Annotated in this window: 18 protein-coding genes and 1 pseudogene; 11 read left to right on the top strand and 8 right to left on the bottom strand. The window is 67.7% G+C overall.

Annotated elements, in window-relative coordinates; all coding sequences use genetic code 11:
- The first annotated feature begins 4 nt into the window (after positions 1 to 4).
- On the top strand, positions 5 to 637 hold the full coding sequence (locus tag DIE08_RS20850) for a nucleoside triphosphate pyrophosphatase (protein WP_124626829.1): 633 nt from the start codon (positions 5 to 7) through the stop codon (positions 635 to 637).
- Between the two features lie 8 nt (positions 638 to 645).
- The gene (gene rng, locus DIE08_RS20845) at positions 646 to 2,115 is read left to right on the top strand and encodes a ribonuclease G (protein WP_059600392.1); all 1,470 of its coding nucleotides are present in this window, start codon (positions 646 to 648) and stop codon (positions 2,113 to 2,115) included.
- A 50-nt stretch (positions 2,116 to 2,165) separates the two neighbouring features.
- Here rng and DIE08_RS20840 read toward each other — a convergent pair whose 3' ends face one another.
- Both DIE08_RS20840 and DIE08_RS20835 read right to left on the bottom strand, forming a co-directional pair.
- Positions 2,166 to 3,191, bottom strand: coding sequence for a pentapeptide repeat-containing protein (locus tag DIE08_RS20840; RefSeq protein WP_124903363.1), 1,026 nt, complete (start codon positions 3,189 to 3,191; stop codon positions 2,166 to 2,168).
- Positions 3,192 to 3,264: 73 nt separating this feature from the next.
- A pseudogene (locus DIE08_RS20835) lies at positions 3,265 to 3,504 on the bottom strand (type VI secretion system Vgr family protein); the annotation flags it as partial.
- Between the two features lie 205 nt (positions 3,505 to 3,709).
- On the opposite strand from DIE08_RS20835, the gene DIE08_RS20830 reads away from it, so the two are divergent.
- From DIE08_RS20830 to DIE08_RS20815, 4 genes are all read left to right on the top strand, one after another.
- Positions 3,710 to 4,045 (top strand): YggL family protein, encoded by a 336-nt coding sequence (locus DIE08_RS20830; RefSeq protein ID WP_059600391.1) that lies wholly within the window; start codon positions 3,710 to 3,712, stop codon positions 4,043 to 4,045.
- 393 nt (positions 4,046 to 4,438) lie between these two features.
- The gene (locus DIE08_RS20825; RefSeq protein WP_124903361.1) at positions 4,439 to 5,404 is read left to right on the top strand and encodes a PRC-barrel domain-containing protein; all 966 of its coding nucleotides are present in this window, start codon (positions 4,439 to 4,441) and stop codon (positions 5,402 to 5,404) included.
- Positions 5,401 to 6,660, top strand: coding sequence for an MFS transporter (locus tag DIE08_RS20820; protein WP_124903359.1), 1,260 nt, complete (start codon positions 5,401 to 5,403; stop codon positions 6,658 to 6,660). Before DIE08_RS20825 ends, DIE08_RS20820 begins: the two co-directional genes overlap by 4 nt.
- Before the next feature lie 31 nt (positions 6,661 to 6,691).
- Complete coding sequence (locus tag DIE08_RS20815) at positions 6,692 to 7,276, top strand: aromatic acid exporter family protein (RefSeq protein WP_124903357.1); 585 nt, start codon at positions 6,692 to 6,694, stop codon at positions 7,274 to 7,276.
- 58 nt (positions 7,277 to 7,334) lie between these two features.
- Here the strand turns inward: DIE08_RS20815 and DIE08_RS20810 are convergent, their stop codons facing one another.
- Together DIE08_RS20810 and msbA are read right to left on the bottom strand one after the other, a co-directional pair.
- Entirely contained in the window at positions 7,335 to 7,727 is a 393-nt protein-coding gene (locus tag DIE08_RS20810; protein WP_124626819.1) for an RcnB family protein, read from the bottom strand.
- An 88-nt stretch (positions 7,728 to 7,815) separates the two neighbouring features.
- The gene (gene msbA / locus DIE08_RS20805; protein ID WP_239007344.1) at positions 7,816 to 9,567 is read right to left on the bottom strand and encodes a lipid A export permease/ATP-binding protein MsbA; all 1,752 of its coding nucleotides are present in this window, start codon (positions 9,565 to 9,567) and stop codon (positions 7,816 to 7,818) included.
- Positions 9,568 to 9,791: 224 nt separating this feature from the next.
- Here msbA and DIE08_RS20800 point away from each other — a divergent pair, with 224 nt between their 5' ends.
- The 3 genes from DIE08_RS20800 (at position 9,792) to DIE08_RS20790 (ending at position 12,947) form a co-directional block, all read left to right on the top strand.
- The gene (locus DIE08_RS20800) at positions 9,792 to 10,544 is read left to right on the top strand and encodes a glycosyltransferase family 2 protein (protein ID WP_124626815.1); all 753 of its coding nucleotides are present in this window, start codon (positions 9,792 to 9,794) and stop codon (positions 10,542 to 10,544) included.
- 145 nt (positions 10,545 to 10,689) lie between these two features.
- Positions 10,690 to 11,532, top strand: coding sequence for a glycosyltransferase family 2 protein (locus tag DIE08_RS20795; RefSeq protein WP_124903355.1), 843 nt, complete (start codon positions 10,690 to 10,692; stop codon positions 11,530 to 11,532).
- Positions 11,533 to 11,666: 134 nt separating this feature from the next.
- The gene (locus tag DIE08_RS20790; RefSeq protein WP_124903353.1) at positions 11,667 to 12,947 is read left to right on the top strand and encodes an O-antigen ligase; all 1,281 of its coding nucleotides are present in this window, start codon (positions 11,667 to 11,669) and stop codon (positions 12,945 to 12,947) included.
- 169 nt (positions 12,948 to 13,116) lie between these two features.
- Here the strand turns inward: DIE08_RS20790 and DIE08_RS20785 are convergent, their stop codons facing one another.
- The 3 genes from DIE08_RS20785 to dnaE all read right to left on the bottom strand — a co-directional run bounded on the left by DIE08_RS20785 (position 13,117) and on the right by dnaE (position 19,485).
- On the bottom strand, positions 13,117 to 14,295 hold the full coding sequence (locus DIE08_RS20785) for a glycosyltransferase family 9 protein (RefSeq protein ID WP_124903351.1): 1,179 nt from the start codon (positions 14,293 to 14,295) through the stop codon (positions 13,117 to 13,119).
- A gap of 243 nt (positions 14,296 to 14,538) precedes the next feature.
- Entirely contained in the window at positions 14,539 to 15,627 is a 1,089-nt protein-coding gene (locus tag DIE08_RS20780; protein ID WP_124903349.1) for a glycosyltransferase family 9 protein, read from the bottom strand.
- Between the two features lie 324 nt (positions 15,628 to 15,951).
- The gene (dnaE, locus tag DIE08_RS20775) at positions 15,952 to 19,485 is read right to left on the bottom strand and encodes a DNA polymerase III subunit alpha (protein ID WP_124903347.1); all 3,534 of its coding nucleotides are present in this window, start codon (positions 19,483 to 19,485) and stop codon (positions 15,952 to 15,954) included.
- 222 nt (positions 19,486 to 19,707) lie between these two features.
- On the opposite strand from dnaE, the gene DIE08_RS20770 reads away from it, so the two are divergent.
- Both DIE08_RS20770 and gluQRS read left to right on the top strand, forming a co-directional pair.
- Complete coding sequence (locus DIE08_RS20770) at positions 19,708 to 20,562, top strand: sulfurtransferase (RefSeq protein ID WP_124903345.1); 855 nt, start codon at positions 19,708 to 19,710, stop codon at positions 20,560 to 20,562.
- Between the two features lie 22 nt (positions 20,563 to 20,584).
- Positions 20,585 to 21,478 (top strand): tRNA glutamyl-Q(34) synthetase GluQRS, encoded by an 894-nt coding sequence (gene gluQRS / locus DIE08_RS20765; RefSeq protein WP_124903343.1) that lies wholly within the window; start codon positions 20,585 to 20,587, stop codon positions 21,476 to 21,478.
- 246 nt (positions 21,479 to 21,724) lie between these two features.
- Here gluQRS and DIE08_RS20760 read toward each other — a convergent pair whose 3' ends face one another.
- The gene (locus tag DIE08_RS20760; protein ID WP_059600454.1) at positions 21,725 to 23,284 is read right to left on the bottom strand and encodes a DEAD/DEAH box helicase; all 1,560 of its coding nucleotides are present in this window, start codon (positions 23,282 to 23,284) and stop codon (positions 21,725 to 21,727) included.
- Positions 23,285 to 23,302 lie beyond the last annotated feature (18 nt).

The following is a 23,302-nucleotide window of genomic DNA, read 5'->3' as shown; positions in this document are numbered from 1 at the left end:
CACCATGCCGTCCAGCACGCCCCCCGCCCTTTTCCCGATTCTCTACCTCGCTTCGCAAAGCCCGCGCCGCCAGGAGCTGCTGCTGCAGATCGGCGTGCGCTTCGAATTGCTGCTGCCGCGCCCCGACGAGGACGCCGAGGCGCTCGAAGCCGAATTGCCCGGCGAAGCCGCCGATGCGTACGTCCGGCGCGTGACCGTCGCGAAGGCCGAGGCCGCACGTGCGCGCCTCGTCGCGAGCGGCAAGCCGGCCGCGCCGGTGCTGGTTGCGGACACCACCGTGACGATCGACGGCGCGATCCTCGGCAAGCCGGCCGATGCCGCCGACGCGCTCGCGATGCTGACCCGCCTGGCGGGCCGCGAACACGAGGTGCTCACCGCGGTCGCGGTGATCGGCGCCGACGGCGAACTGCTGCCGCCCGCGCTGTCGCGCTCGTCGGTGCGCTTCGCGGCCACGCCGCGCGACGCGTTCGAACGTTACGTCGACAGCCGTGAACCGTTCGGCAAGGCCGGCGCCTACGCGATCCAGGGGCGTGCGGCCGAATTCATCGAGCGAATCGAGGGCTCCCATTCGGGTATCATGGGTCTGCCCCTCTTTGAGACTGCGGCACTGCTGCGCGCCGCGCGCGTCGACTTCTGAATCCCACCATGAACGAAGAAATCCTGATCAACCTCACGCCGCAGGAAACGCGGGTCGCACTCGTGCAGCAAGGCGCGGTGCAGGAGCTTCACGTCGAGCGCACGCTGTCGCGCGGGCGGGTCGGCAACATCTACCTCGGCAAGGTCGTGCGCGTGCTGCCCGGCATGCAGTCGGCGTTCATCGACATCGGCCTCGAGCGCGCGGCGTTCCTGCACGTCGCCGACATCTGGCATCCGCGCCTCGCGGGCGAGCCGCAGTCGGGCGCGCCGCACCAGCCGATCGAGAAGACCGTCTTCGAGGGCCAGACGCTGATGGTCCAGGTGATCAAGGATCCGATCGGCACGAAGGGCGCGCGACTGTCGACGCAGGTCAGCATCGCGGGCCGCACGCTCGTGTACCTGCCGCAGGAGCCGCACATCGGCATCTCGCAGAAGATCGAGAGCGAGGCCGAGCGCGAGGCCGTGCGCGCACGGCTGACCGCCGTGATCCCGCCGGACGAGAAAGGCGGCTACATCGTGCGCACGATCGCCGAGGATGCGACTTCCGACGAACTGGCGGGCGACGTCACGTATCTGCGCAAGACCTGGGCGACGATCGTCGCGCAAGCGCAGCGGCTGCCGGCGACGAGCCTGCTGTACCAGGATCTCGATCTCGCGCAGCGCGTGTTGCGCGATTTCGCGAACGACGACACGACGCGCATCCAGGTCGATTCGCGCGAGACCTACCAGCGCCTCGCGGAATTCGCGGGCGAGTTCACGCCGGCGGTGAGCCCGAAGCTGCATCACTACACCGGCGAGCGGCCGCTGTTCGACCTGTACAACATCGAGACGGAGATCCAGCGCGCACTGTCGCGCCGCGTCGACCTCAAGTCGGGCGGCTACCTGATGATCGATCAGACCGAGGCGATGACGACGATCGACGTGAACACCGGCGGCTACGTCGGTGCACGCAACTTCGACGACACGATCTTCAAGACCAACCTCGAGGCCGCGCATACGATCGCGCGGCAGCTGCGTCTGCGCAACCTCGGCGGGATCATCATCATCGACTTCATCGACATGGAGAACGCCGAGCATCGCGACGCGGTGCTGTCCGAGCTGAAGAAGGCGCTGTCGCGCGATCGCACGCGCGTGACGGTCAACAGCTTCTCGCAGCTCGGGCTCGTCGAGATGACGCGCAAGCGCACGCGCGAATCGCTCGCGCACGTGCTGTGCGAGCCGTGCCCGACCTGCCAGGGCAAGGGCCAGGTGAAGACGTCGCGCACCGTGTGCTACGACATCCTGCGCGAGATCCTGCGCGAGTCACGCCAGTTCAACCCGCGCGAATTCCGCGTGATCGCCGCGCAGCAGGTGATCGATTTGTTCCTCGACGAGGAGTCGCAGCATCTCGCGATGCTGATCGACTTCATCGGCAAGCCGGTGTCGCTGCAGGTCGAGTCGAACCTGAGCCAGGAGCAGTACGATATCGTGCTGATGTGACGGTTGTCGGGCGCGCGAATATCGAATATCGGATGCGGCTGGCGCGCATTTCAGCCTTGATCGTCGGCGTGATAACTCCAGATCACAAGCCCCCAGTTCGTTGACTGGATGTCCGGAAATCGCTCTCCCGCGTTGAAGTAGCGCCGGCCCTGCTCGCTGCCGAGGGCCGGGCTCACCCACCAGCCGCTCTGCGGTACGACGTCACCGGGCCTGCCCTTCAGTCTCCGTGAAGCGGTTGGCCGAATCGGTTCGCTCGAATCGGGTGTGACAGGACACCATTCGATTGCGTGCCGATTCTCCGTACCGCCTGCGGCAACCGCTCGGCGCGCTTCCGGCGTATCGTCGAACCGCGTACGGTATGTCGTCTCGCCCTGCTGCACGTCGCCGAATGTGCCACCGAGAAAGCGCACGCTCGTCAAATCGGCACCACGAAAGTCCACCCCGCTCAGATCGCAATTCTCGAACGCTGCATCGATCAGCCTGGCGCCGTCGAATCGGGTCGCCGTCAGTCTGCACTCGACGAAACGTGCTGCCACAAAATCGCAGCAAGTCATCGTATTCCATCGCCAATCGTTTCTTTCGGTCAGCAGACCAGAAAAATTGCACGTCGTCATCTGCGACGAATTCAGGCTTCCGTCGTTCAGTGTCGCACCGGAAAAATCGGCATTGGTGAACCTGGCAGATTCAATGAACGATTTCCGGAATCGTGCATGACGAAAATCGGTGCCATCGCCGTAGACGGGAAGCATCTGTGCGAGATGGAATTCGCATCCCCTGAAGGATGCGCCATCGAGAATGGCGTACTGAAACCCGACCTCGTCGAATTGCGTGGCATCGAACTCCGCAAAGCCTAGATGGCTGCCACCCAGTTCCAGGTTTTTCAGCTTGCCGTCCAGTAGCGCCGCGCCGCGCAGGTCGAGCGCCGGCGAGCCGTCCGCAAAATGAGGCACGGTATCGCACAAAGGCACCCATGCGTCGTCCGGCAACGCGTTCTTGCTTGCGTCGAGCAAATCCTTGTACTTCCCTGATTTCCATCGATCGCGCAATTCCCGCACGTCGGCGTCATTCATCTGCATGCAATTTCTCCGGGCATATACGTATTCATTTTGGCAGTTTACGCGCCATCAATCTTCCTCTAGTCATGACGAACGGCTGGCTATTGGCCGACTTCGGATGCGTCGTTACCTGCAGGCCCTGGCTCGCCCGCACCGCGCCGAACGCATCGGAGCGCAGGTCGAAGCCGCTGCCGAGACACGCGCCGCGCGAATTGCCGCTCTGGTCGATGATGTAACCGAGATGCAGCAGGCTGTTCGCGCTGCTGCTCACCAGCTGCACGCGGTTCTGCCCGGTCGCGTCGTCCATCACAAGCTGGTTGTAGCCGCCTGCGGATGCTGGTTCAGAACGTCGGAAATGATCTGTTCGACGGTCGTGTCGTTTCAGAGCCGCTAATCGCGGCGAAACTTCAGGAAATGGATGAAATCGGCGAACGCGAGCTGATCTGCTTCGTGCGCTCAGCTCGAAACCGAGACCGCCGGTCAGCCATGCGCTACACTGCCCGACCATTCTCCCTGCAACCGTTCACGCACCACACACCATGAGCCAACGCCACAACCGCCGCCAGCGCAAGAAACTCCACATCGCCGAGTTCCAGGAACTCGCGTTCAACGCAACCGCGCAATACAGCAAAGAATTGTCCGACCTCGAACGCGGCCAGCTGATCGATTCGTTCATCGATTTCGTCGAAGCGAACGGGCTGCTGACCGTCGCGTCCGCCGACGAAGGGATCGGCGCATACGTGATCTCCGGCGCACCGCGCGGCACGACGACCGATGCCGACCGCGAAAACGTCCGTGCATGGCTGGCCGCACGGCCCGAGCTGACCGACGTCAAGGTCAGCGAATTCACCGATGCGTGGTATCCGGACGCCTGACTTTCCGGTTTCTGCCTGCATCGGGCAGCGCCCGCGCCGGCCCGCCATGACGGCGGGCCAGGCCGGCGCCTGGATGTCCCGCCTTCACTTCCGCCTCCGTTACCCGCCTCCCGACACCCGCGCAACCGGCACGGCTCGCACGATTCACGCCGTGTCGACCGTGACTACCCCTGATCAGGCGCCGCGGCTGCATCCTCGACCATCACTCGGCATCCCTCGGCCCGCCACCGATCCCTTCCTTTTCCCGACGGTCCGCCTCCAATCGGCCATCGAAATCGGTCCTGAAAGCAAGACACGTTAAACTCTCACCTCGCGTGGTGCGCCGCCCGCACCCGCCATCCATCGCCAGCCGCGAGCCTCCGGGCCCGCCCCCGACCCATGGAGTGAGTGTCAATGAGCGGCGGACTCCCGTTTCCCGCATCCCGCATGTCGTTACCGTCCTCGACGGTCTTCCTCGTTCTCGCGGCCGCCGCGCTGCTGTCCGGCTGCGGGCTGCTGCCGACCCAGAATCCGCCCGCGCCGATCAGCGAGGCGCTCGTCGAGCCCGTCGGGGAAACCGCCGGCGAACCGCTGACGATGCCGCCCGTGCCGCCGCTCGTCCAGCCGGAGGAACCGGAAGCGCCGAAGAAGCCGCACCGTGAAGTGACGAAGCCGAAGCCGGTGCAGCGCCCCGAATCGCCGACGCCGCCCCCGCCGCCCCCGCCGCCGCTCGTCGCGACACGCCCGCTCGACCGCACCCAGATCCATGCGCTGCTCGACAGCGAGGTCGCGCGCCGCAACGGCAAGGTGATCGGCCGCGCGGTCGACATGGTGACCGACGCAAGCGGCAAACCGCGCGAGATGATCGTCAACCTCCAGGGGTTCATGGGTGTCGGCGACCGCAAGGTCGTCTTCCCGTGGAACGTGTTCCGCTTCACGCCGGGCGGCAAACAGGAGCCGATCGTGCTCGACGTGCCGTCGGGCGACCTGCCGCCGGCCGCCCGACCCAAGGCCGTACCGCTGTCGGGCTCGGCCGCGGCGTCGCCCGCGACGCGTCTGCCGCTGCTCGACAGCGACGTCGAACGCCCGAACGGCACGAAGATCGGCCGGGTCGTCGACGTGCTGATCGACCGCGGCGCGCAACCGCAGGCCGTCGTGCTCGACCTCGGCGGGCTCGTCAATACCGACCGCCGCTCGATCGCCGCGAGCTGGGGCGCGTTGCGCTTCGTCATGCGCGACAAGGCGCTGCGTCCGCAACTCGACCTGAACGACGCGCAGATCAAGGCGTCGCCGCCCTACGCGGCCGACAAGCCGATCGTCGTGGTCTCGCCGCCGGTTACTGCCGCCGCGCCGGCTTCGCCTGCGAGTGCCGCCCGATGACGATCAAGCATTCCGTCAGCGTTCGCAGTCTCCGGGCCCTCGACTGGCTCAACTTTTTCGTTGCAAACGTTCAAACCGGGTTCGGTCCGTTCATCGCGTCCTACCTCGCGTCGCACAAGTGGACGCAGGGCGAGATCGGCATGGTGCTGTCGATCGGCACGATCAGCGCGATGGTCAGCCAGGTGCCGGGCGGCGCCGCCGTCGACGCGCTGAAGAACAAGAAAGGCGCGGCCGCATGGGCGATCGCGGCCATCATCCTGTCCGCGGTGCTGCTCGCGTCGAGCCCGACGATCGTGCCGGTGATCGCGGCCGAAGTGTTCCACGGCTTCGCGAGCTGCATGCTCGTGCCCGCGATGGCCGCGATCTCGTTCTCGTTGGTCGGCCGCGCCGACCTCGGCGACCGGCTCGGCCGCAACGCGCGCTGGGCATCGATCGGCAGCGCGATCGCCGCGGGCCTGATGGGGCTCACCGGCGAGTATTTCTCCGCGCGCGCTGTGTTCTGGCTGACCGCCGTGCTGGCATTGCCCGCGCTGTTCGCGCTCGCGATGATCCAGCCGACACACGAAGTGATTCCGCATGCGCCGAAACCCGACGACCACGACGAAGGCGAGGCACGCGAGACGCTGACCGAGCTGCTGCGCGATCGCCGGATGCTGACCTTCGCGGCATGCGTCGTGCTGTTCCACCTGTCGAACGCGGCGATGCTCAACCTCGCGGCCGGCGAAGTGACGGCCGGCATGGGCGAGAACGTGCAGCTCGTGATCGCCGCGTGCATCATCGTGCCGCAGGCGATCGTCGCGATGCTGTCTCCGTGGGTCGGTCGCTCCGCGCAACGCTGGGGACGCCGGCCGATCCTGCTGCTCGGCTTCTCGGCGCTGCCGGTGCGCGCGCTGCTGTTCGCCGGCGTGAGCAGCCCCTACCTGCTGGTGCCGGTGCAGATGCTCGATGGCATCAGCGCGGCCGTGTTCGGTGTGATGCTGCCGCTGATCGCGGCCGATGTCGCAGGCGGCAAGGGCCGCTACAACCTGTGCATCGGGCTGTTCGGGCTTGCGGCCGGAATCGGCGCGACGCTCAGCACGGCCGTGGCCGGCTTTGTCGCCGATCACTTCGGCAATGCGGTCAGCTTCTTCGGGCTCGCCGCCGCCGGCGCGCTCGCCGTGCTGCTGGTCTGGCTCGCGATGCCGGAAACGCGCGTCGACAACGGCGATGCGGCCGCCGGAGAGCCGGCCGCCGCGCCGTCGGAACAGGCGCACTGACGCGCCCGCACCCGCTTCCCGGCCCGACACGATGGATACGATCAGGACACTCAACGAAGCCCGCCAACAGATCCAGCAGTCGATCTTCGATCTGTTCAAGGGGCTGACTTTCGGCGAGCGGCTCACGCAAGGCGCGCTGATGGCGTTGCAAGCGGTCTGCGGCGCGTGCCTCGCGTACACGATCGGTCGCGCGCTGCACACCGAGCAGGCCGTGTGGGCGGCGGTCACCGCGATCGCCGTCACGCAGCACAACTATTCGGACACGATGTCGCTGTCGCGCGACCAGTTCATCGGCGCGATGATCGGCGGCCTGGTCGGCTTCGCGGGTGCCGCGCTCGGTGGCGACCGCCTCGTCGCCTATGCGATCGCGGTCGCGGTCACGATCATCAGCTGCTGGTGCCTGAATGTCGGCAGCGCGGCTCGGCTCGGCGGCGTGACCACGACGATCGTGCTGCTGTTTCCGGGCAACGGCCCGCTATGGGACATTCCGCTGATGCGGCTCGGGGAAGTGGCGCTCGGCACCGTCTGCGCGCTGGCCATGTGCTGGGCGATGTCGCACATCGAGCGGCGCGGGTTCCGCCGGGCGGCGGACAAGGATAAGGATAAGGACAAGTGACGCGGCTGCCGGAGCGCACGCTCCGGCAGCCTGATGAATCGATGATCGACGACAGGTGTTACGGACCGACCCGCAGCACGATGCCCGAGCCGATCTGCACGAGCAGGTAGTCGCCGCCGACGCCCACCCAGTGATAGCCGCGCGGCGGCGGGCTCAGGCGGTAGCCGCGCCAGTCGTCGACCACGTACTGGCGATCGCGGAATTCGTCCGGGAGACGATCGCCCCTGTGCCACTCACGGCGCGGCTGGTCGGCCCAGCGCGGCGGCACGTCGTCTTCGCGATGCATCGCCTGCCCCGGCGGCATGTGCCTCGGGCCGTGGCCGTGCCGCATACCCGGGCCGCCGTGGTCTCCGCGGTTGTCGTAGTTGCCGTGATCCTGCGCCATCGCAACCGGCGCTGCGAAACCCGCCGCGACCAGTGCGGCCAGCATCATCCCGTGCGTCTTCTTCATCGCCCTTCCCTCCGTGTTGTCACGTCGAACCGGAAACAACGAAACCGGACCTGCCGGATCAAGACTAGCACACGGGTGCGATCCGACGTCACGCCGCCTGCTGCTGGTACTGGATCCGGTGAAGGTGCGCGTACAGCCCGCCATGGCGCAGCAGCTCGTCGTGGCTGCCCGTTTCGACGATCTTGCCGGCTTCGAGCACGAGGATCCGGTCCGCACGCTCGATCGTGGACAGCCGGTGCGCGATCACGAGCGTCGTGCGCCCTTCCATCAGCCGCTCGAGCGCGGCCTGCACGTGGCGCTCGGATTCCGAATCGAGCGCCGAGGTCGCCTCGTCGAGGATCAGGATCGGCGCGTCCTTGTAGATCGCGCGCGCGATCGCGAGCCGCTGCCGTTGGCCGCCCGACAGACGCATCCCGTTACCGCCGACCAGCGTGTCGAGCCCGTCCGGCATCGCGGCGACCGCGTCGGCGAGGTTCGCGGCCTCGAGCGCCGCCTGCACGCGTGCGCGGTCGGGCGTCTGCCCGTACGCGACGTTCGCGGCGATCGTATCGTTGAACAGCACGACGTCCTGGCTGACCATCGCCATCTGGCTGCGCAGCGCGTGGATGTCGTAGTCGGACACCGCCACGCCGTCGACCAGGATCGCGCCGCCCGTCGGATCGAAGAAGCGAGGCAAAAGGTTGACGAGGGTCGTCTTGCCGCTGCCCGACGGCCCCGCGAGCGCGATCATCTCGCCCGGCGCGACCTTGAACGAAATGCGGTCGAGCGTCGGCCGCTCGGAGGCGCCGTAGTCGAACGACACGTCGCGGAATTCGATCTCGCCACGAGCGTTCGGCAGCGCACGGTCGCCGCCCTGCGGCTCGGCCGGCTCGTCGATCAGCCCGAAGATCAGCTCGGCGGCCGTCATCCCGCGCTGCAGCGGCTGGTTGACGTCGATCAGGTGCTTGAGCGGCGAAATCACCAGCAGCATCGACGTGACGAACGCGACGAAGCCGCCGACCGTCGTCTGGTCGTTGGTCGACTGCACGACCGCGATCGTGATCACGACCGCGAGCGCGATCGACGCGAGGAACTGCGTCAGCGGCTGCGCGAGCCCGCCCGAGATCGTCATGCGCATCGCGTAGCCGCGCAGGCGCTTGCTCATCGTCGTGAAGCGATCCATCTCGTACGCTTCGCCGTTGTGCACCTTCACGACCTTGTAGCCGCCGACCGTCTCCTCGACGATGTAGGACAGCTCGTTGGTCAGCGTCTGGTGCTCGCGGTTCAGGCGGCGCAGGCGACGGTTGATCTTGCTGACGAGCCAGCCGATGCCCGGCAGGATCACCGCGACGATCAGCGTGAGCCGCCAGTTCAGGTAGAACAGGTAACCGAGCAGGAACACCACGGTCAGCGAGTCGCGCACGAGCGTGACCATCACGCCGGTCAGCACCGACAGGATCTGGTTGACCTCGAACACGATCGCGTTGATCACGGTGCTCGCGGTCTCGCGCTGGAAGAACGATGCGCCCGTGTGGATCATCCGCTGGAACATCTCGAGCCGCAGTTGCAGCAGGATGCGGTTCGACACGTAGTTGAGCAGGTAGTTGGACGCATACTGCGACACGCCGCGCACGAGCGCGAGGCCGATCACCGCGATCGGCACGTACCATTTCGCGCGGTCGCTGCCGTGCGAGCCGAAGCCGTGATCGAGCAGCGGCTTGAGCAGTGCCGGGATCCCGGCTTCCGTGGCCGCGACGACGCCCATCGTCATCACGGCGAGCACCACGATGCCGATGAGCGGCCGGATGTACGGCCACAGGCGCTTGAGGACCGTGACCGGCGACGTACCGGTGCCGTCCATCGGTTTGCGAAGAGTGTTCTGGGTTTCCAAGGCAATCCTTCTTGAGCCGCGACGCGGCGCCCGGGGCGTGACTGCCCGGAATTCACCCCGTCCGGCGGGTGCCGAAAAAGGCCCAACATTATAGCTGCACCGCCCTCGCCGGCATGGCCGCCGCCGAAGCGGCCGCCGGCCGGCGCGCGGGTATACTGCCGCTCACCGTTTTTCTCCGCCTTTTCGACGACTTCATGGCAGAACCCACCCTCGGCGTCGCCCTCATCGCCCTCAACGCGGCCGCGCGGCTCGCGCAGTGCCTCGACGCGCTGACCTTCGCCGACGACGTCGTCGTGATCGACGGCGGCAGCACCGACGATACCGTGGCGATCGCCCGCGCGCACGGCGCCCGCGTGATCGTCGAGCGCGACTGGCCGGGTTTCGGCCCGCAGAAGAACCGCGCGCTCGACGCCCTCGAGACCGACTGGATCCTGTCGCTCGACACCGACGAGGTGGTCAGCCCGGAACTCGCGCAGTCGATCCGCGCGGCCATTCGCGCACCGGCCGCGCAGGTCTATGCGCTCGACCGGCTGTCGAGCTTCTGCGGCCAATGGATCCGCCACAGCGGCTGGTATCCGGACTGGGTGCCGCGCCTGTTCCGGCGCGGCACCGCCCGCTTCTCCGACGACCTGGTGCACGAACGGCTCGTGTTCGACACGCCCGCGCAGCGGCTGCCGGGCAAGCTGATGCACTATTCGTACGAGGATTTCGAAACCGTCGTGCGCAAGCTCGATGCGTATTCGACGGCCGGCGCGCGCCAGCGCCGCGCGGCCGGCCAGCGCGGCGGCTTCGGCAAGGCGCTTGCGCGCGGCGCATGGGCGTTCGTGCGGACCTACGTGCTGCGGCGCGGGTTTCTCGACGGCCGCGCGGGCTTCATGATCGCCGTGTTCAACGCGGAAACGGTGTACTACCGGTTCCTGAAGCTCGGCCACGAGCCGACCCGCTGAGCGCGCGCCGCCCTGCCCCGATCCTGACGCCGCCGGCATGTGGCCGGCCCGGCGTTACAATGCCGGGCTGCCCGCGCGCCATGCGCGCCCGAGTGCGGCGCCGCGCCACGCGCCGCCGACACGACGACCACCGAATCCGACCGCCATGTTCTCCATCATCATCCCGACCTGGAACAACCTGCCGTACCTCAAGCTCGTCGTCGACAGCCTGCGCCGCCATTCGGCGCATGACCACCAGATCATCGTGCACGTGAACGACGGCTCGGACGGCACGCTCGACTGGGTGCGCAGCGAAGGCATCGAGCACACCGCGTCGCCGACCAACATCGGCATCTGCCACGCGGTGAACCTGGCCGCCGCGCGCGCGACGCGCGACTACGTCGTCTACATGAACGACGACATGTACTGCTGCCCCGGCTGGGACGCGGCGCTCGTGCGGCGCATCGAGCAGATGCCGACCGACCTGTTCATGCTGTCCGGCACGATGGTGGAGCCGGTCGACACGCGCAATCCGTGCGTTGTCGTCAGCAATTTCGGCCGCGACGCCGAACAGTTCGACGCGGCCGGCCTCGTCGCGGCAACGCCGCGGCTCGCGCGCGCGGACTGGCTCGGCTCGACCTGGCCGCCGACGCTCGTGCACCGCGACTGGTGGAACCGCATCGGCGGCTACAGCAGCGAGCTGTCGCCGGGGATGAGCAGCGACAACGACTTCTCGATGAAATTCTGGGACGCCGGCTGCCGGATCTTCCTCGGCGTCGGCGACAGCCTCGTCTATCACTTCCAGCAGAAGAGCACGGGCAAGATCGTCAAGAACGATGGCCGCCGCCAGTTCCTTAACAAATGGGGCATGACCCAGGCCACGTTCGACCGCTACTACCTGCATCGCGGCGAGCCGGCCGGCTCGCGACTCGCGCTCGATACGCCGGCCGTCGAGGGACGCCTGAAGCGCGCACTGCTGCGCTCGCGGATCAAGCGCGCATTCAGCTGATCGGACCCCGGAAACGGTAAAGAAACGCCCGCCGCTTCGCGTATACTGCGCGCTTCGTCCCGCGCGGTGCCGCCGGGACGCGCGGCGCGCAGCACGGTGCCTGCATGCCGCATTCGCCCATTCGACAGGTTCCGATGCTTTCGTTTTCCGCTCCCGCCACGCGGCGCCTGACCGCCGCCCGCGCCTTCGCCGTCATCGCGCTGTGCATGGTGCCCGTCTCGACCGCGCTGACCAACGTGTTCTGCGGGCTGTTCGCGGCCGCGCTCGTCATCTCCCCCGAATTCTGGCGCGACCTGCGCACGTTCATCACCGAACCGGCGTCGCTCGCGGCGCTCCTGATCCTCGCGGCGCTGACCGCGAGCGTCACCTATACCGTCGCGCCGCACCCGAAGGCGTGGAACTGGGTCGCCAAGTACGACAAGCTGCTGCTGCTGCCGTTTGCCGTGCTCGCCTTCCGCCACTCGAACTGGGCGCCGATCGTGCGGCGAGCGTGGTTCGGGACGCTGTGCGTGATCCTGCTGCTGTCGACCACCAACTATCTCGGGCTGACCGCGATCGGGCCCGCGCATGCGACCGAACTGCCGCTCTCGCGTGCCTGGGTGTTCAAGAACCACATTGCGGCCGGCATGTTCGGCGCGCTGCTGTTCTACCAGGCCGCCGACCTCGCGCTTTCGGCCCGCACCGCGCTGTCGCGAGCCGCGTATGCCGCCGTCGCCGCATGGTCGCTGATCAACGTGTTCGTGATGCTGCAGGGGCGCACCGGGCAGGTCATCGCGCTGCTGCTGATCCTCGTCGTCGCGGTGCGTTTCGTGCTGTTGATGCGCCGCCAGTCGGCGCTGCGCGCGGGCCTCGCCGCCGGTGCACTGGTCCTGGTGGGCGTCGCACTCGTCGTCGCTGCATGCACGGTGCACAACGGCCGGCTTGTGAAGGTGGTGTCGGAAGTGCAGCAGTATCGGCAGACCGATGCGGTCACATCGACCGGGCTGCGTCTCGAGTGGTACAAGAAGGGGCTCGAGCTGTATCGCATGCGTCCCGTGATCGGCTACGGCGCGGGTGGCCTCGAGTTCGAGTTCGAGAAGCTCACGGCCGGCAAGACGGCCGCCGAAGGGCAGCTCACGTCGAATCCGCATAACGAATACCTGCTGATGGCCGTGCAGCTCGGCGCGCTCGGCGTATTGCTGTTCGTGAACCTGATCGTGCAGATCGCGCGCGGCAGCCGCGCGCTCGATCCGGGTTCGCGGCAGCTGCTGCTCGCGTGGCTCGCGATCTTCGCGATCGGCAGCCTCGCGAATTCGCTGCTGCTCGATTTCGCCGAAGGCCACCTGCTGGTGCTGCTCGCCGGGATCCTGCTCGGCTGCGGCGCGCGCACCGAAGCACTGCCCCGCGAGACGTCGGCGATCCGGCGCAGCGCTTAACGCATCATGCGGCGGGCGGCGCGCGATCCGCGTTGCCACCTGCCACGGGTTCGGCCTCTCGGGCTTCAATGGCGGCGCACGCGCGCCGCTGCCTGAAGCACGGCCACGCGCCGTCGACGCGTCGCCACTCCCCCGCTTTTCAAATCAGGAAACGCAAGGCCTTCACGCGTCAGTCGGAACGCGCGCGATGCAATCGCGACGTGTCGATGACCGCGTCGGCGGCGCCCGGCGGATTCAGCCCGAGCATCTCGGCTGCCGCCGCCTTCACGCGCTGCGTCCCGAGATTGACGAGGCAGTCGCTACGGCTGTCGACATGGCGCTCGCAGCCTTCGTGCCGGCACGGCACGCAATCGCCCTCGCCCTGCAACAGCCAAACGTTGCCGTGCCGTGCGGAACCGCGCAGCGCCCACGGGTTCTCGGTCGCGGGCCAGTACTGCGGCCACGGCCCCCAGCGCACCGGATCGGACGGACCGAACAGCGCGATCGTGTCGGTGCCCGTCGCGGCCGCAACGTGCGTCGCGCCCGTATCGGGCCCGATGAAGAGCCGCGCACGCCGCACCAGTTCCGCGCTTTCGCCGAACGTCAGGCGACCGACCAGATTCAGCACGTCACCGCCCGCCTCGGCCGCGACCTGCTCCGCGTACTCGCGCTCGCGATCGGCCGGACCGCCCGACAGCGCGATCGCGAATCCCTGCGCGCGCAGCCAGTCGATCATCTCGACCCAGCCTTCGAGCCGCCATTGCTTGTAGCGGAACATCGGATACGGATGCAGCACCACGAGCGGCTTGCCCGCGCGGATCGCCGGCGATTCCGCGAGCCACGCGTCGAATCGCGCCCGACGCTCGGGATCGTCGCCGATGCCCGGCGCGACGACTTCGGATACCGGCTCGATGCCGATCACCGGTGCGAGCGCGAGCGTGCTGACGACCGTATGCGCGGATTCGTGATGATTGATCGCGATGCCGTTCAGCATCATTCGCGTCAGCCAGGTGACGCGGTTCGGATCGACGAGGCCGACGCGCTTGCGGCCGGCGAACCAGCTGTAGAAACGCGGCCGGTCGGAGCTCAGCGCCGCGCACGCGAGATCGTAGCGGCGCCACATCGACAGCGCGTCGCGCAGACGCTCCCGGAACCCCGCACGCTGCGCGACGACGATCACGCGCCGCACGTCGGGGTTGTGCTCCAGCACACCCTCGGTGCCACGAAACACCAGCATGTCGATCTGCGCGTCGGGCCAGCGCGCCTTCAGTGAACGCACGAGCGGCGTCGTCAGCAGCACGTCGCCGATACGGCGTGGGGCTGCGACGAGGATGGTTCTGGGCGGGCGGGCGGAAGAAAACAGGGCCACGGCGATCGTTCCGTCTAGCTGGCTGGACAAGGCTCGCAATGTACAGGATTTTGCGGCCGGTGGCGTGGCGGCGGGCGCAGGCGCCGATAACGCGCCGCGGTCGGTAGCTGGGGCACCCGTCCGGCATCGCGGCGGGCAACGACGCGTCGCGCACGGCGGGCCTGCGGCCATCGCGCCGCCTCGTGCCCATTTGCCCGTTCGACGGCAGCGCCGGCAATGCCGTCGCCGCCTGGCTTCCCGGGGCTACGAAACGAATGCGTCGACCCCGGGTGCCGCGAACGTGGCGGCCGGGAGCGGCACCGCTGCCTCCATCGCGTCGTCGGGCTGTCCGGCCGGCATCAACAGATGAAGCACCGCGCGCTCGAGCGCGTCGACGCCGATCGCGTCGACCGTCGCGCCGGCCCGCAGGATCACATGCGGCACGCCGAGCGGATGCCAGCGCCGATATTTCTCGGGACGGTCCTCGAACAGCGCGGCGACCGGCACGCCGAGCGCCGACGCGAGATGAACGGGCGCGCTATCGGCCGACACGATCGCGTCGAGCAGGCTCGCGGCGGCCACCAGTTCGGCGACCGACGACGGCGCGACATGCCGGGCGCTCACATCCCGCCACCTGTCGTGGTCGGCCGCGGCCGACACGGCGGGATCGCGGAACACGATCACGTCGGCGAGCGGTGCGAGCCGCCGGCCGAGGTCGCGCCATCGATCGGCCGGCCAGCGCCGCTCGGCCGCCTTGTTCGACACGAAGAGCCCGACGCGCGGCTTCGTGCGCGGCCCGAGCAGCCGAGACCACGTTTCCTGCAGCGCGCGGTCCGGGTGGACGGACAGCGCGAGACCCTCGAGCTCGGTGCGGCCGAGCTCGGGCACGAGCCGGAATCCCGACAGCGCCTCATGGCACATCGGCCGCGACGCGACGTGTTCGGGCTTGCGATCGTCGAATTCTGAATCGGCATCGTGCCAGCGGCAATCCTTCACGCCGAGCTGCCGCGCGAACTGGATGCTGCTGCGATGCATGCCGCCGTTCGGCACGACCACGAGGTCGAACCGCAAGCGGCGCAGCCTGCGCACGAGCCGCAGCCTGTCGAAGAACGCGCGCATCCGTCCCGGGCGGTCGTTGCGCTCGCACTGACGGCTGTACACGTAGGTATGGACCGTGTGCACGTCCGGATTGCCGGCCAGCGCGGCCGCGTTGTAGCGGTTCGCGACCACGTGCAGTTCCGCATCGGGCCAGCGCTGTTTCAGCGCGCCGAGAAAAGCGGTCGTGCACAGCATGTCGCCCAGAAAATCAATCCGGATCACGAGGATCCGCCCCGTCGGTTTCCCGTTGGCCATTGTTGTGGTCGTACTGTCGGTTTTTTTATCGTCGCGTACCGACCGGCATCCTGGCGTACTTTCCCGTGCCGGCCTCGTCGCGCGGTCGCTCGCGGCATCGCGCCGCATCGCGTGCTGCGCTGAACCGCCCCCGTCTTCAAGCGCGCGATATCGCCTCCGGCCGGCGGACGTGCCGCAGCCGGCGCCGCATCTGCGTCGCGCGCGAGGGATTGTATAGCGTCCGGATGACGGCCCCAAGCACCCGCCGAAATGAAAACGGCCCGCCGCACCGCACGATGGCGATGCGACGGGCCATGCAGGCGACGGCCGTCCGGCGGGGGGCGCTCAGTACGTGATTTCGACGATGCTGCCGTCGAACGTCGCACGCAACTCCGAGAGCAGCGTGTCGCTGGGTTTGACGCGCCACGCGTCGCCAAGACGCATTTCACCCTGCGCACGCGCGTTGCTGTAGTGAATCTGGACCGCGAGCCCGTTCGGCAGCGGCGCCTGCGGGCGACGGCCGCCATCGCGTCCGCCGCCACGCGGCGCGGGCGCCTCGACCGCCTGCGCGGCCGCCGGATCGTCCTTCGACACGTGCGGCTCGAGCACGCGGCGCAGCGCCGCCGCATCCGCATTGCCGTTCATCGTGAGACGCACCGCCTGCGCGTAGCGGCTGCGCGCGCGCTCGAGATCCATCACCGTGTCGGCCGTGAAACGGATGCCGCCGGTGAACGCGTCGTTGCGCGCCTGCCCCTGCACGATCAGCAGTTCGTCCTCCTTGAACAGCGCCTTGTTCGCCTCGAATTGCTCGTTGAAGATCGTGATCTCGCACTGGCCCGAACCGTCGTCGAGCAACGCGATCAGCATCTTGCCGCGCTGGGTCATCTGCGTGCGCAGCGATGCGATGATGCCCGCGACGAGCTTGTCGCGCCCTTCCTTCAGGTCGCCGACCTTCTGCCGCACGAACCGGCGCACTTCGTCGCGATACGCATCGAACAGGTGCCCGGACAGATAGAAGCCGAGCGCGCCCTTTTCTTCCTGCAGGCGGCGCTTGTCGTCCCACGCGGGTTCGTCGACGAGCGCATGCGCGTGCGGCGACTCGGCCCCCATGTCGAACAGGCCGGCCTGCATCGCGTTCGCCGCGGCCTGGTCGGCCGCTTCCATCGCGAGCGGCACCGACGCGAGCATCTGCGCGCGATTGGTGTTCAGCGAATCGAACGCGCCGGCACGGATCAGCGCCTCGACCGTGCGGCGGTTGACGACCCGCCGGTCGATCCGCTCGCAGAAATCGAACAGGTCGGTGAACGGCTTTTCCTCGCGCGCGCGCAGGATCTCCTCGATCGCGTTCTGGCCGCTGCCCTTCACCGCGCCGAGACCGTAGCGGATCGTGCGCGAACGCTTGCCGTCGGCTTCCGCGACGGGCTCGAACCGGTAATGCGACTGGTTGATGTCCGGCGGCAGCACGGTGAGGTTGTTCACGACGCAGTCGTCGAACAGGATCTTCACCTTGTCGGTGTCGTCCATCGCGAGCGTCATGTTGGCCGCCATGAATTCGGCCGGATGGTGCGCCTTCAGCCACGCGGTGTAATACGCGAGCAGCGCGTAGGCCGCCGCGTGCGACTTGTTGAAGCCGTAGCCCGCGAACTTCTCCATCAGGTCGAAGATCTCGTCGGACTTCTCGCGCGTGAGGCCGTTCTTCGCCGCACCCTCGGCGAAGATCTCGCGGTGCTTGGCCATCTCCTCGGGCTTCTTCTTGCCCATCGCGCGACGCAGCAGGTCGGCGCCACCGAGCGAGTAGCCGCCGATGATCTGCGCCATCTGCATCACCTGCTCCTGATAGACCATGATGCCGTAGGTCTCTTTCAGGACGGGTTCGACGCGCGGATCCGGATAGTCGACCTTCTCGCGGCCGTGCTTCCGTGCGCAGAAGCTCGGGATCAGGTCCATCGGGCCCGGACGGTACAACGACACGAGCGCGATGATGTCCTCGAAACGGTCGGGCTGCGCGTCCTTCAGCATGCCCTGCATCCCGCGGCTTTCCAGCTGGAACACGGCAACCGTGTTGGCCTTCTTCAGGATCTGGAATGATGCCGGATCGTCGAGCGGCACCTGCGCGAGCGACCAGTCGGCCTTCGACGCATCGAGACGGCGGATGTAGCGCTCGGCCCAGTCGAGAATCGTCAGCGTCGTGAGGCCCAGAAAGTCGAACTTCACGAGGCCGACGGCTTCGACGTCGTCCTTGTCGTACTGGCTGACGACGCCGCCGTCGTCGCCCTGCGTGTACAGCGGGCAGAAATCGGTCAGCTTGCCCGGCGCGATCAGCACGCCGCCCGCGTGCATCCCGACGTTACGCGTCAGGCCCTCGACGCGCTGCGCGAGGTCGAGCAGCTGGTGCACTTCGTCCTCGTGGTCGTAGCGCTCCTGCAGTTGCGGCTCTTCCTTCATCGCGTCGGCGATGGTCACGTGCTTGCCGGGCTTGAACGGGATCAGCTTCGCGACGCCGTCGGTGAACATGTAGCCGAGGTCGAGCACGCGGCCGATGTCGCGCACGGCAGCCTTTGCGGCCATCGTGCCGAAGGTGGCGATCTGCGACACGGCGTCCGCGCCGTATTTTTCCTTCACGTACTGGATCACGCGATCGCGGCCGTGCTGGCAGAAGTCGATGTCGAAGTCGGGCATCGACACGCGCTCCGGATTCAGGAATCGCTCGAACAGCAGGTTGTAACGCAGCGGGTCCAGATCGGTGATGCCGAGCGCGTACGCGACCAGCGAACCGGCGCCCGAGCCGCGACCCGGGCCGACCGGCACACCGTTGTTCTTCGCCCAGTTGATGAAGTCCGCAACGATCAGGAAGTAGCCCGGGAAGCCCATCTTCGTGATGGTCCCGCACTCGAACTCGAGCCGCTTGTAGTACGTCTCGCGCTGCGCTTCGCGCTCCGCCGCATCCGGATACAGCTGTTCGAGGCGCTTCTCGAGCCCTTCCTTCGACAGCTGGACCAGGTAGTCGTCGAGCGACATGCCGTCCGGCGTCGGAAACAGCGGCAGCTTCGGCTTGCCGAGCTCGAGCTTCAGGTTGCAGCGCTTCGCGATCTCGACCGTGTTCGCGACCGCCGACGGCAAGTCAGCGAACAACGCGACCATGTCGTCCTGCGTGCGGAAATACTGATCGGTCGTGAAGCGCTTCTGGCGTCGCGGATTCGCGAGCATGTCGCCTTCCGAGATGCACACGCGCGCTTCGTGCGCGGTGAAGTCGTCATCGGTCATGAACTGCGTCGGATGCGTCGCGACGACCGGCAGCTTCAGCGACGCGGCGAGCGTCGCAGCCTGCTGGATGTACGCCTCGGCGCCCGGCTGGCCGTAACGCTGCAGTTCGATGTAGAAGCCGCCCGGGAACACCTTCGCCCAGCGCTCGGCATGCCGGCGCGCGGCTTCCTCGTTACCGGCCGCGAACGCGAGCCCGATATCGCCCTGCTGCGCACCCGACAGCGCGAGCAGCCCGTGCGAGAGCTCGCCGTCGAGCCAGCTCGCATCAAGCTCCGCGCGGCCGCGATACTGGTTCGTGAGCCACGCCTTCGAGAGCAGTTCGCACAGGTTCAGGTAGCCGACCTTGTCCTTCACCAGCAGCAACAGGCGCGACGGTTTGTCGCGATCGTCCGGATTGGTGATCCAGACGTCGCAGCCGGCGATCGGCTTGATGCCCTTGCCGCGGGCTTCCTGGTAGAAACGGACGAGGCCGAATGCGTTGCCGAGATCGGTGAGGGCGAGCGCGCCCTGACCGTCCGCGGCTGCCGCCTTGACGATGTCGTCGAGACGCACGATGCCGTCGGCAATCGAGAATTCGGAGTGAACGCGAAGATGGACGAAGCGGGGATCTGACATGGGCGATATTGTAGCCGCGTCGTCGCGCCGGCTGCCCAAAAAATCCCGACGCCCGGCCGTTCGGCCGATGCGCGCGACGTCGGCCGAATGGTCAGGTGCCGGTGCATGCTCAGTTTGCGGGATAATACGGGTTTTCGAATCATCGCCCCGGCTTCGCACCCTTTTTTGCGGGGCCGCCGTGCGCCCGCCGCACGGCCGCGGCCGTTTTCACGTCGGACCATCATGACCATCGTCAACCTTGCCGCCTACCACTTCGTGTCGCTCGACGCGACCGAGCAATGGCGCCCGCTCGTCACCGCCCGCTGCAACGAACTCGGCCTGCGCGGTACGATCCTGCTCGCGCCGGAAGGCATCAACCTGTTCGTCGCCGGCCCGCGCGAAGCGACCGACGCGTTCATCGACTACATCCGCCACGATCCGCTGTTCGAAGGCAAGTTTGCGACGCTGCAGTTCAAGGAGAGCCTGTCCGACTCGCAGCCGTTCCGCCGGATGCTCGTACGCCTGAAGCGCGAGATCATCACGATGAAGAAGCCCGCGATCAAGCCGGAGCTCGGCCGCGCGCCGTCGGTTGACGCGCGCACGCTGAAGGCGTGGCTCGACCGCGGCCACGACGATGCCGGCCGCCCGGTCGTGATGCTCGACACGCGCAACGCGTTCGAAGTCGACGTCGGCACGTTCGACGCCGCGCTCGACTACCGGATCGACAAGTTCAGCGAGTTCCCGGAAGTGATCGACGCGAACCGCGCCGATCTCGAGGGCAAGACGGTCGTGTCGTTCTGCACGGGCGGCATCCGCTGCGAGAAGGCAGCGATCCACATGAAGGAAATCGGCATCGAGAACGTGTACCAGCTCGAGGGCGGGATCCTGAAGTATTTCGAGGAAGTCGGCGGCGCGCACTATCACGGCGACTGCTTCGTGTTCGACTACCGCACCGCGCTGAACCCGCAACTGCAGCCGACCGAAAACGTCACGTGCTTCGCGTGCCGCGCGGTCGTCACGCCGGAAGCCCAGCAATCGCCGAGCTACGTGGCTGGCCAGTCGTGCCCGGCCTGCGCGCAGGCAGCCAGCGCCGCGTAAGCGCGCATCGCTCCGCGCCCCGATGAACGGCTACCGCGGCCGCTTCGCGCCGTCGCCCACCGGCCCGCTGCATTTCGGCTCGCTGGTCGGTGCGCTCGCGAGCTGGCTCGACGCGCGCGCGCACGGCGGCGCGTGGCTCGTGCGCATCGAGGACATCGACGGCCCGCGCACGGTGCCCGGCGCCGCGGACGACATCCTTGCAACGCTCGCGCATTTCGGCATGACCCCCGACGAGCCGCCCGTGTGGCAAAGCACGCGCGATGCCGATTATGCAGCCGCGCTCGAACGGCTCGTCGCCGCGGGTCTCGTCTATCCGTGCGGCTGCACACGCAAGGAAATCGCCGATTCGCTGCGTGCCGCGCACGAGCGCCACACCACCCTCGCGTACCCAGGCACCTGCCGCACCGGCCTGCACGGCAAGCCCGCGCGTGCATGGCGGCTGCGCGTGCCGGACGGCGACGATGCGATCGTCACGTTCGACGACCGCTGGCAGCACACGCAGGCGCAGAACCTCGCGACCGAAGTCGGCGATTTCGTGCTGAAGCGCGCGGACGGCCAATGGGCGTATCAGCTCGCGGTCGTGGTCGACGATGCCGACGCGGGCATCACCCACGTCGTGCGCGGCGCCGACCTGCTCGATTCGACCGCGCGCCAGATCTACCTGCAGCGCTGTCTCGGCGTGCCGACGCCCGCCTACCTGCACGTCCCCGTCGTCGTCGATGCGAACGGCGAAAAGCTCAGCAAGCAGACGGGCGCGATCGCGCTCGAGCGCGACGATCCGCTGCCGGCGCTGCGGGCCGCCGTCGCGCATCTCGGCCTTGCCGCCGACGGCGATCCGTCGGGCGGCACGATGGATGCGTTCTACGCGGCCGCGACCGATGCGTGGGCGCGTCGCTTCGGGCCACGCGCCGGCTGAGTCGCGCGCGGAATCCCAGTTCATATCGACCAGGTTCCGGAATTCGTCGGCGCTGAATCGACCGGAGACTGCACGCGCGCCGACGACACTGCGCCGAAGCCCCGCTGCCCGCGCGACAAGTCACCCCTCCTCTCGACGGCCTCGTCACGAATCGTCTTGCCCAATGAAAAACGGGCACATGCTCATCGCATGCACCCGTTTCCGCGGCAGCGCTCGCGCGCCGCACCGACCGCCTGAACCGCCCGCTTACGCAGACGGCTTGCGCGGCATTCCGAAGCCGCCGAGCAGCGCGGCGACCTGACGCTTCGGCCCCTTCTTCTCGGGCTGCTGCCCGGACTTCGTCTCTTCCGGCTGTGTCGCCGGCGCCGACGGTTCGTACGGCTTCAGGAAGAAATCGTCGATCGGCGCCTCGTGACGACGATGATGGCCGCCACGCTCGGAACCGCCCGAACGACGCCCCGACGCACCGCGATGCTCGTCGCGCTCGCGGCGGCCGCCGCGTTCGCCGCCGCGTTCGCCACTGCGCTCCCCCCCGCGATCGCCGCCACGCTCGTCGTGACGATGGCGCGCCGGCTTGTCGATCGCGAGCGTCTGCACGTCGAGCGGACGCTTGATCAGCTTCTCGATATCGGCGAGCTGCTTGCGCTCGTTCGGGCTGCACAGCGACAGCGCATCGCCCGTCGCGCCCGCGCGGCCCGTGCGGCCGATCCGGTGCACGTAGTCTTCCGCGTTGAACGGCAGGTCGAAGTTGATCACGGCCGGCAGTTCGGCGATGTCGAGACCGCGCGCGGCCACGTCGGTCGCGACCAGCGCCTCGATTTCGCCGCGCTTGAACGCGTCGAGGGCCTGCATCCGCTCGATCTGTGTCTTGTCGCCGTGGATCGCCGACGCAACCACGCCGTCGCGCTCGAGGTTGCGGGCCAACCGGCTTGCGCCAATCTTGCTGTTGCAGAACACGATCACCTGCTTGAGCCCGCGATCGCGCAGCAGCTGCACGACGGCGGCCTGCTTGTCGCCTTCGGCGACGTCGTAGACGATCTGCGTGACGTTCGCGTTGGTCGAGTTGCTGCGCGCGACCTCGATCGTCTGCGGGTTGCGCAGGTAGGTCGACGCGAGCTTCTTGATTTCCGGCGAGAAAGTGGCCGAGAACAGCAGCGTCTGACGCTCCTTCGGCAGCAGGTTCAGGATGCGCTGCAGATCCGGCAGGAAGCCCATGTCGAGCATCCGGTCGGCCTCGTCGAGCACGAGCATCTGCACCTGCCCGAGGTTTGCCGTCTTCTGCTGCACGTGGTCGAGCAGGCGGCCGGGCGTCGCGATCAGGATCTCGACGCCGCGGCGCAGCTCGGCCATCTGCGGGTTCATGTCGACGCCGCCGAACACGACCGCGCTGCGCAGCGGCGTGTGCTTCCCGTACGCATGCACGTTCGCGGCGACCTGGTCGGCGAGCTCGCGGGTCGGCGTGAGAATCAGCGCGCGCACCGGGTGGCGCGCGGGCGATGCGCTCGTGTTGGCCTGCGGCAGCAGCCGCTGGAGGATCGGCAGCGAGAAACTCGCGGTCTTGCCGGTACCCGTTTGCGCGGCGCCCATGACGTCGCGGCCGGCGAGCACGACCGGAATGGCCTGCGCCTGGATCGGCGTCGGCGTCGTATAACCCTGCTCCGCAATGGCTTTCAGGATATCGGCGGCAAGGCCGAATTGATCGAAGGTTGCGTCGGCTGGCTTAGCGACAGAATCGGACATGGTGGCGTTTCGCTCAAAAGGCGCGGCGGGGACATCGTGCGTCAGGCCGGCCGGGCCTGCGCTCATCACATTTCGGAAGTAGAC

The sequence above is a fragment of the Burkholderia sp. Bp9004 genome (assembly GCF_003858025.1).
Classification (GTDB): Bacteria; Pseudomonadota; Gammaproteobacteria; order Burkholderiales; family Burkholderiaceae; genus Burkholderia; species Burkholderia diffusa.
The sequence above is the reverse complement of the archived record's forward strand: the minus strand, read 5'-3'. Positions and strand labels throughout refer to the sequence as shown.

Excerpts from the sequence above, each read along its gene's own strand:
- DIE08_RS20850 (WP_124626829.1), top strand. The coding sequence starts at position 5 with ATGCCGTCCAGCACGCCCCCCGCCCTTTTCCCGATTCTCTACCTCGCT.
- rng (WP_059600392.1), top strand. The coding sequence starts at position 646 with ATGAACGAAGAAATCCTGATCAACCTCACGCCGCAGGAAACGCGGGTC.
- DIE08_RS20840 (WP_124903363.1), bottom strand. The coding sequence starts at position 3,191 with ATGCAGATGAATGACGCCGACGTGCGGGAATTGCGCGATCGATGGAAA.
- DIE08_RS20830 (WP_059600391.1), top strand. The coding sequence starts at position 3,710 with ATGAGCCAACGCCACAACCGCCGCCAGCGCAAGAAACTCCACATCGCC.
- DIE08_RS20825 (WP_124903361.1), top strand. The coding sequence starts at position 4,439 with ATGAGCGGCGGACTCCCGTTTCCCGCATCCCGCATGTCGTTACCGTCC.
- DIE08_RS20820 (WP_124903359.1), top strand. The coding sequence starts at position 5,401 with ATGACGATCAAGCATTCCGTCAGCGTTCGCAGTCTCCGGGCCCTCGAC.
- DIE08_RS20815 (WP_124903357.1), top strand. The coding sequence starts at position 6,692 with ATGGATACGATCAGGACACTCAACGAAGCCCGCCAACAGATCCAGCAG.
- DIE08_RS20810 (WP_124626819.1), bottom strand. The coding sequence starts at position 7,727 with ATGAAGAAGACGCACGGGATGATGCTGGCCGCACTGGTCGCGGCGGGT.
- msbA (WP_239007344.1), bottom strand. The coding sequence starts at position 9,567 with ATGGACGGCACCGGTACGTCGCCGGTCACGGTCCTCAAGCGCCTGTGG.
- DIE08_RS20800 (WP_124626815.1), top strand. The coding sequence starts at position 9,792 with ATGGCAGAACCCACCCTCGGCGTCGCCCTCATCGCCCTCAACGCGGCC.
- DIE08_RS20795 (WP_124903355.1), top strand. The coding sequence starts at position 10,690 with ATGTTCTCCATCATCATCCCGACCTGGAACAACCTGCCGTACCTCAAG.
- DIE08_RS20790 (WP_124903353.1), top strand. The coding sequence starts at position 11,667 with ATGCTTTCGTTTTCCGCTCCCGCCACGCGGCGCCTGACCGCCGCCCGC.
- DIE08_RS20780 (WP_124903349.1), bottom strand. The coding sequence starts at position 15,627 with ATGGCCAACGGGAAACCGACGGGGCGGATCCTCGTGATCCGGATTGAT.
- dnaE (WP_124903347.1), bottom strand. The coding sequence starts at position 19,485 with ATGTCAGATCCCCGCTTCGTCCATCTTCGCGTTCACTCCGAATTCTCG.
- DIE08_RS20770 (WP_124903345.1), top strand. The coding sequence starts at position 19,708 with ATGACCATCGTCAACCTTGCCGCCTACCACTTCGTGTCGCTCGACGCG.
- gluQRS (WP_124903343.1), top strand. The coding sequence starts at position 20,585 with ATGAACGGCTACCGCGGCCGCTTCGCGCCGTCGCCCACCGGCCCGCTG.
- DIE08_RS20760 (WP_059600454.1), bottom strand. The coding sequence starts at position 23,284 with ATGAGCGCAGGCCCGGCCGGCCTGACGCACGATGTCCCCGCCGCGCCT.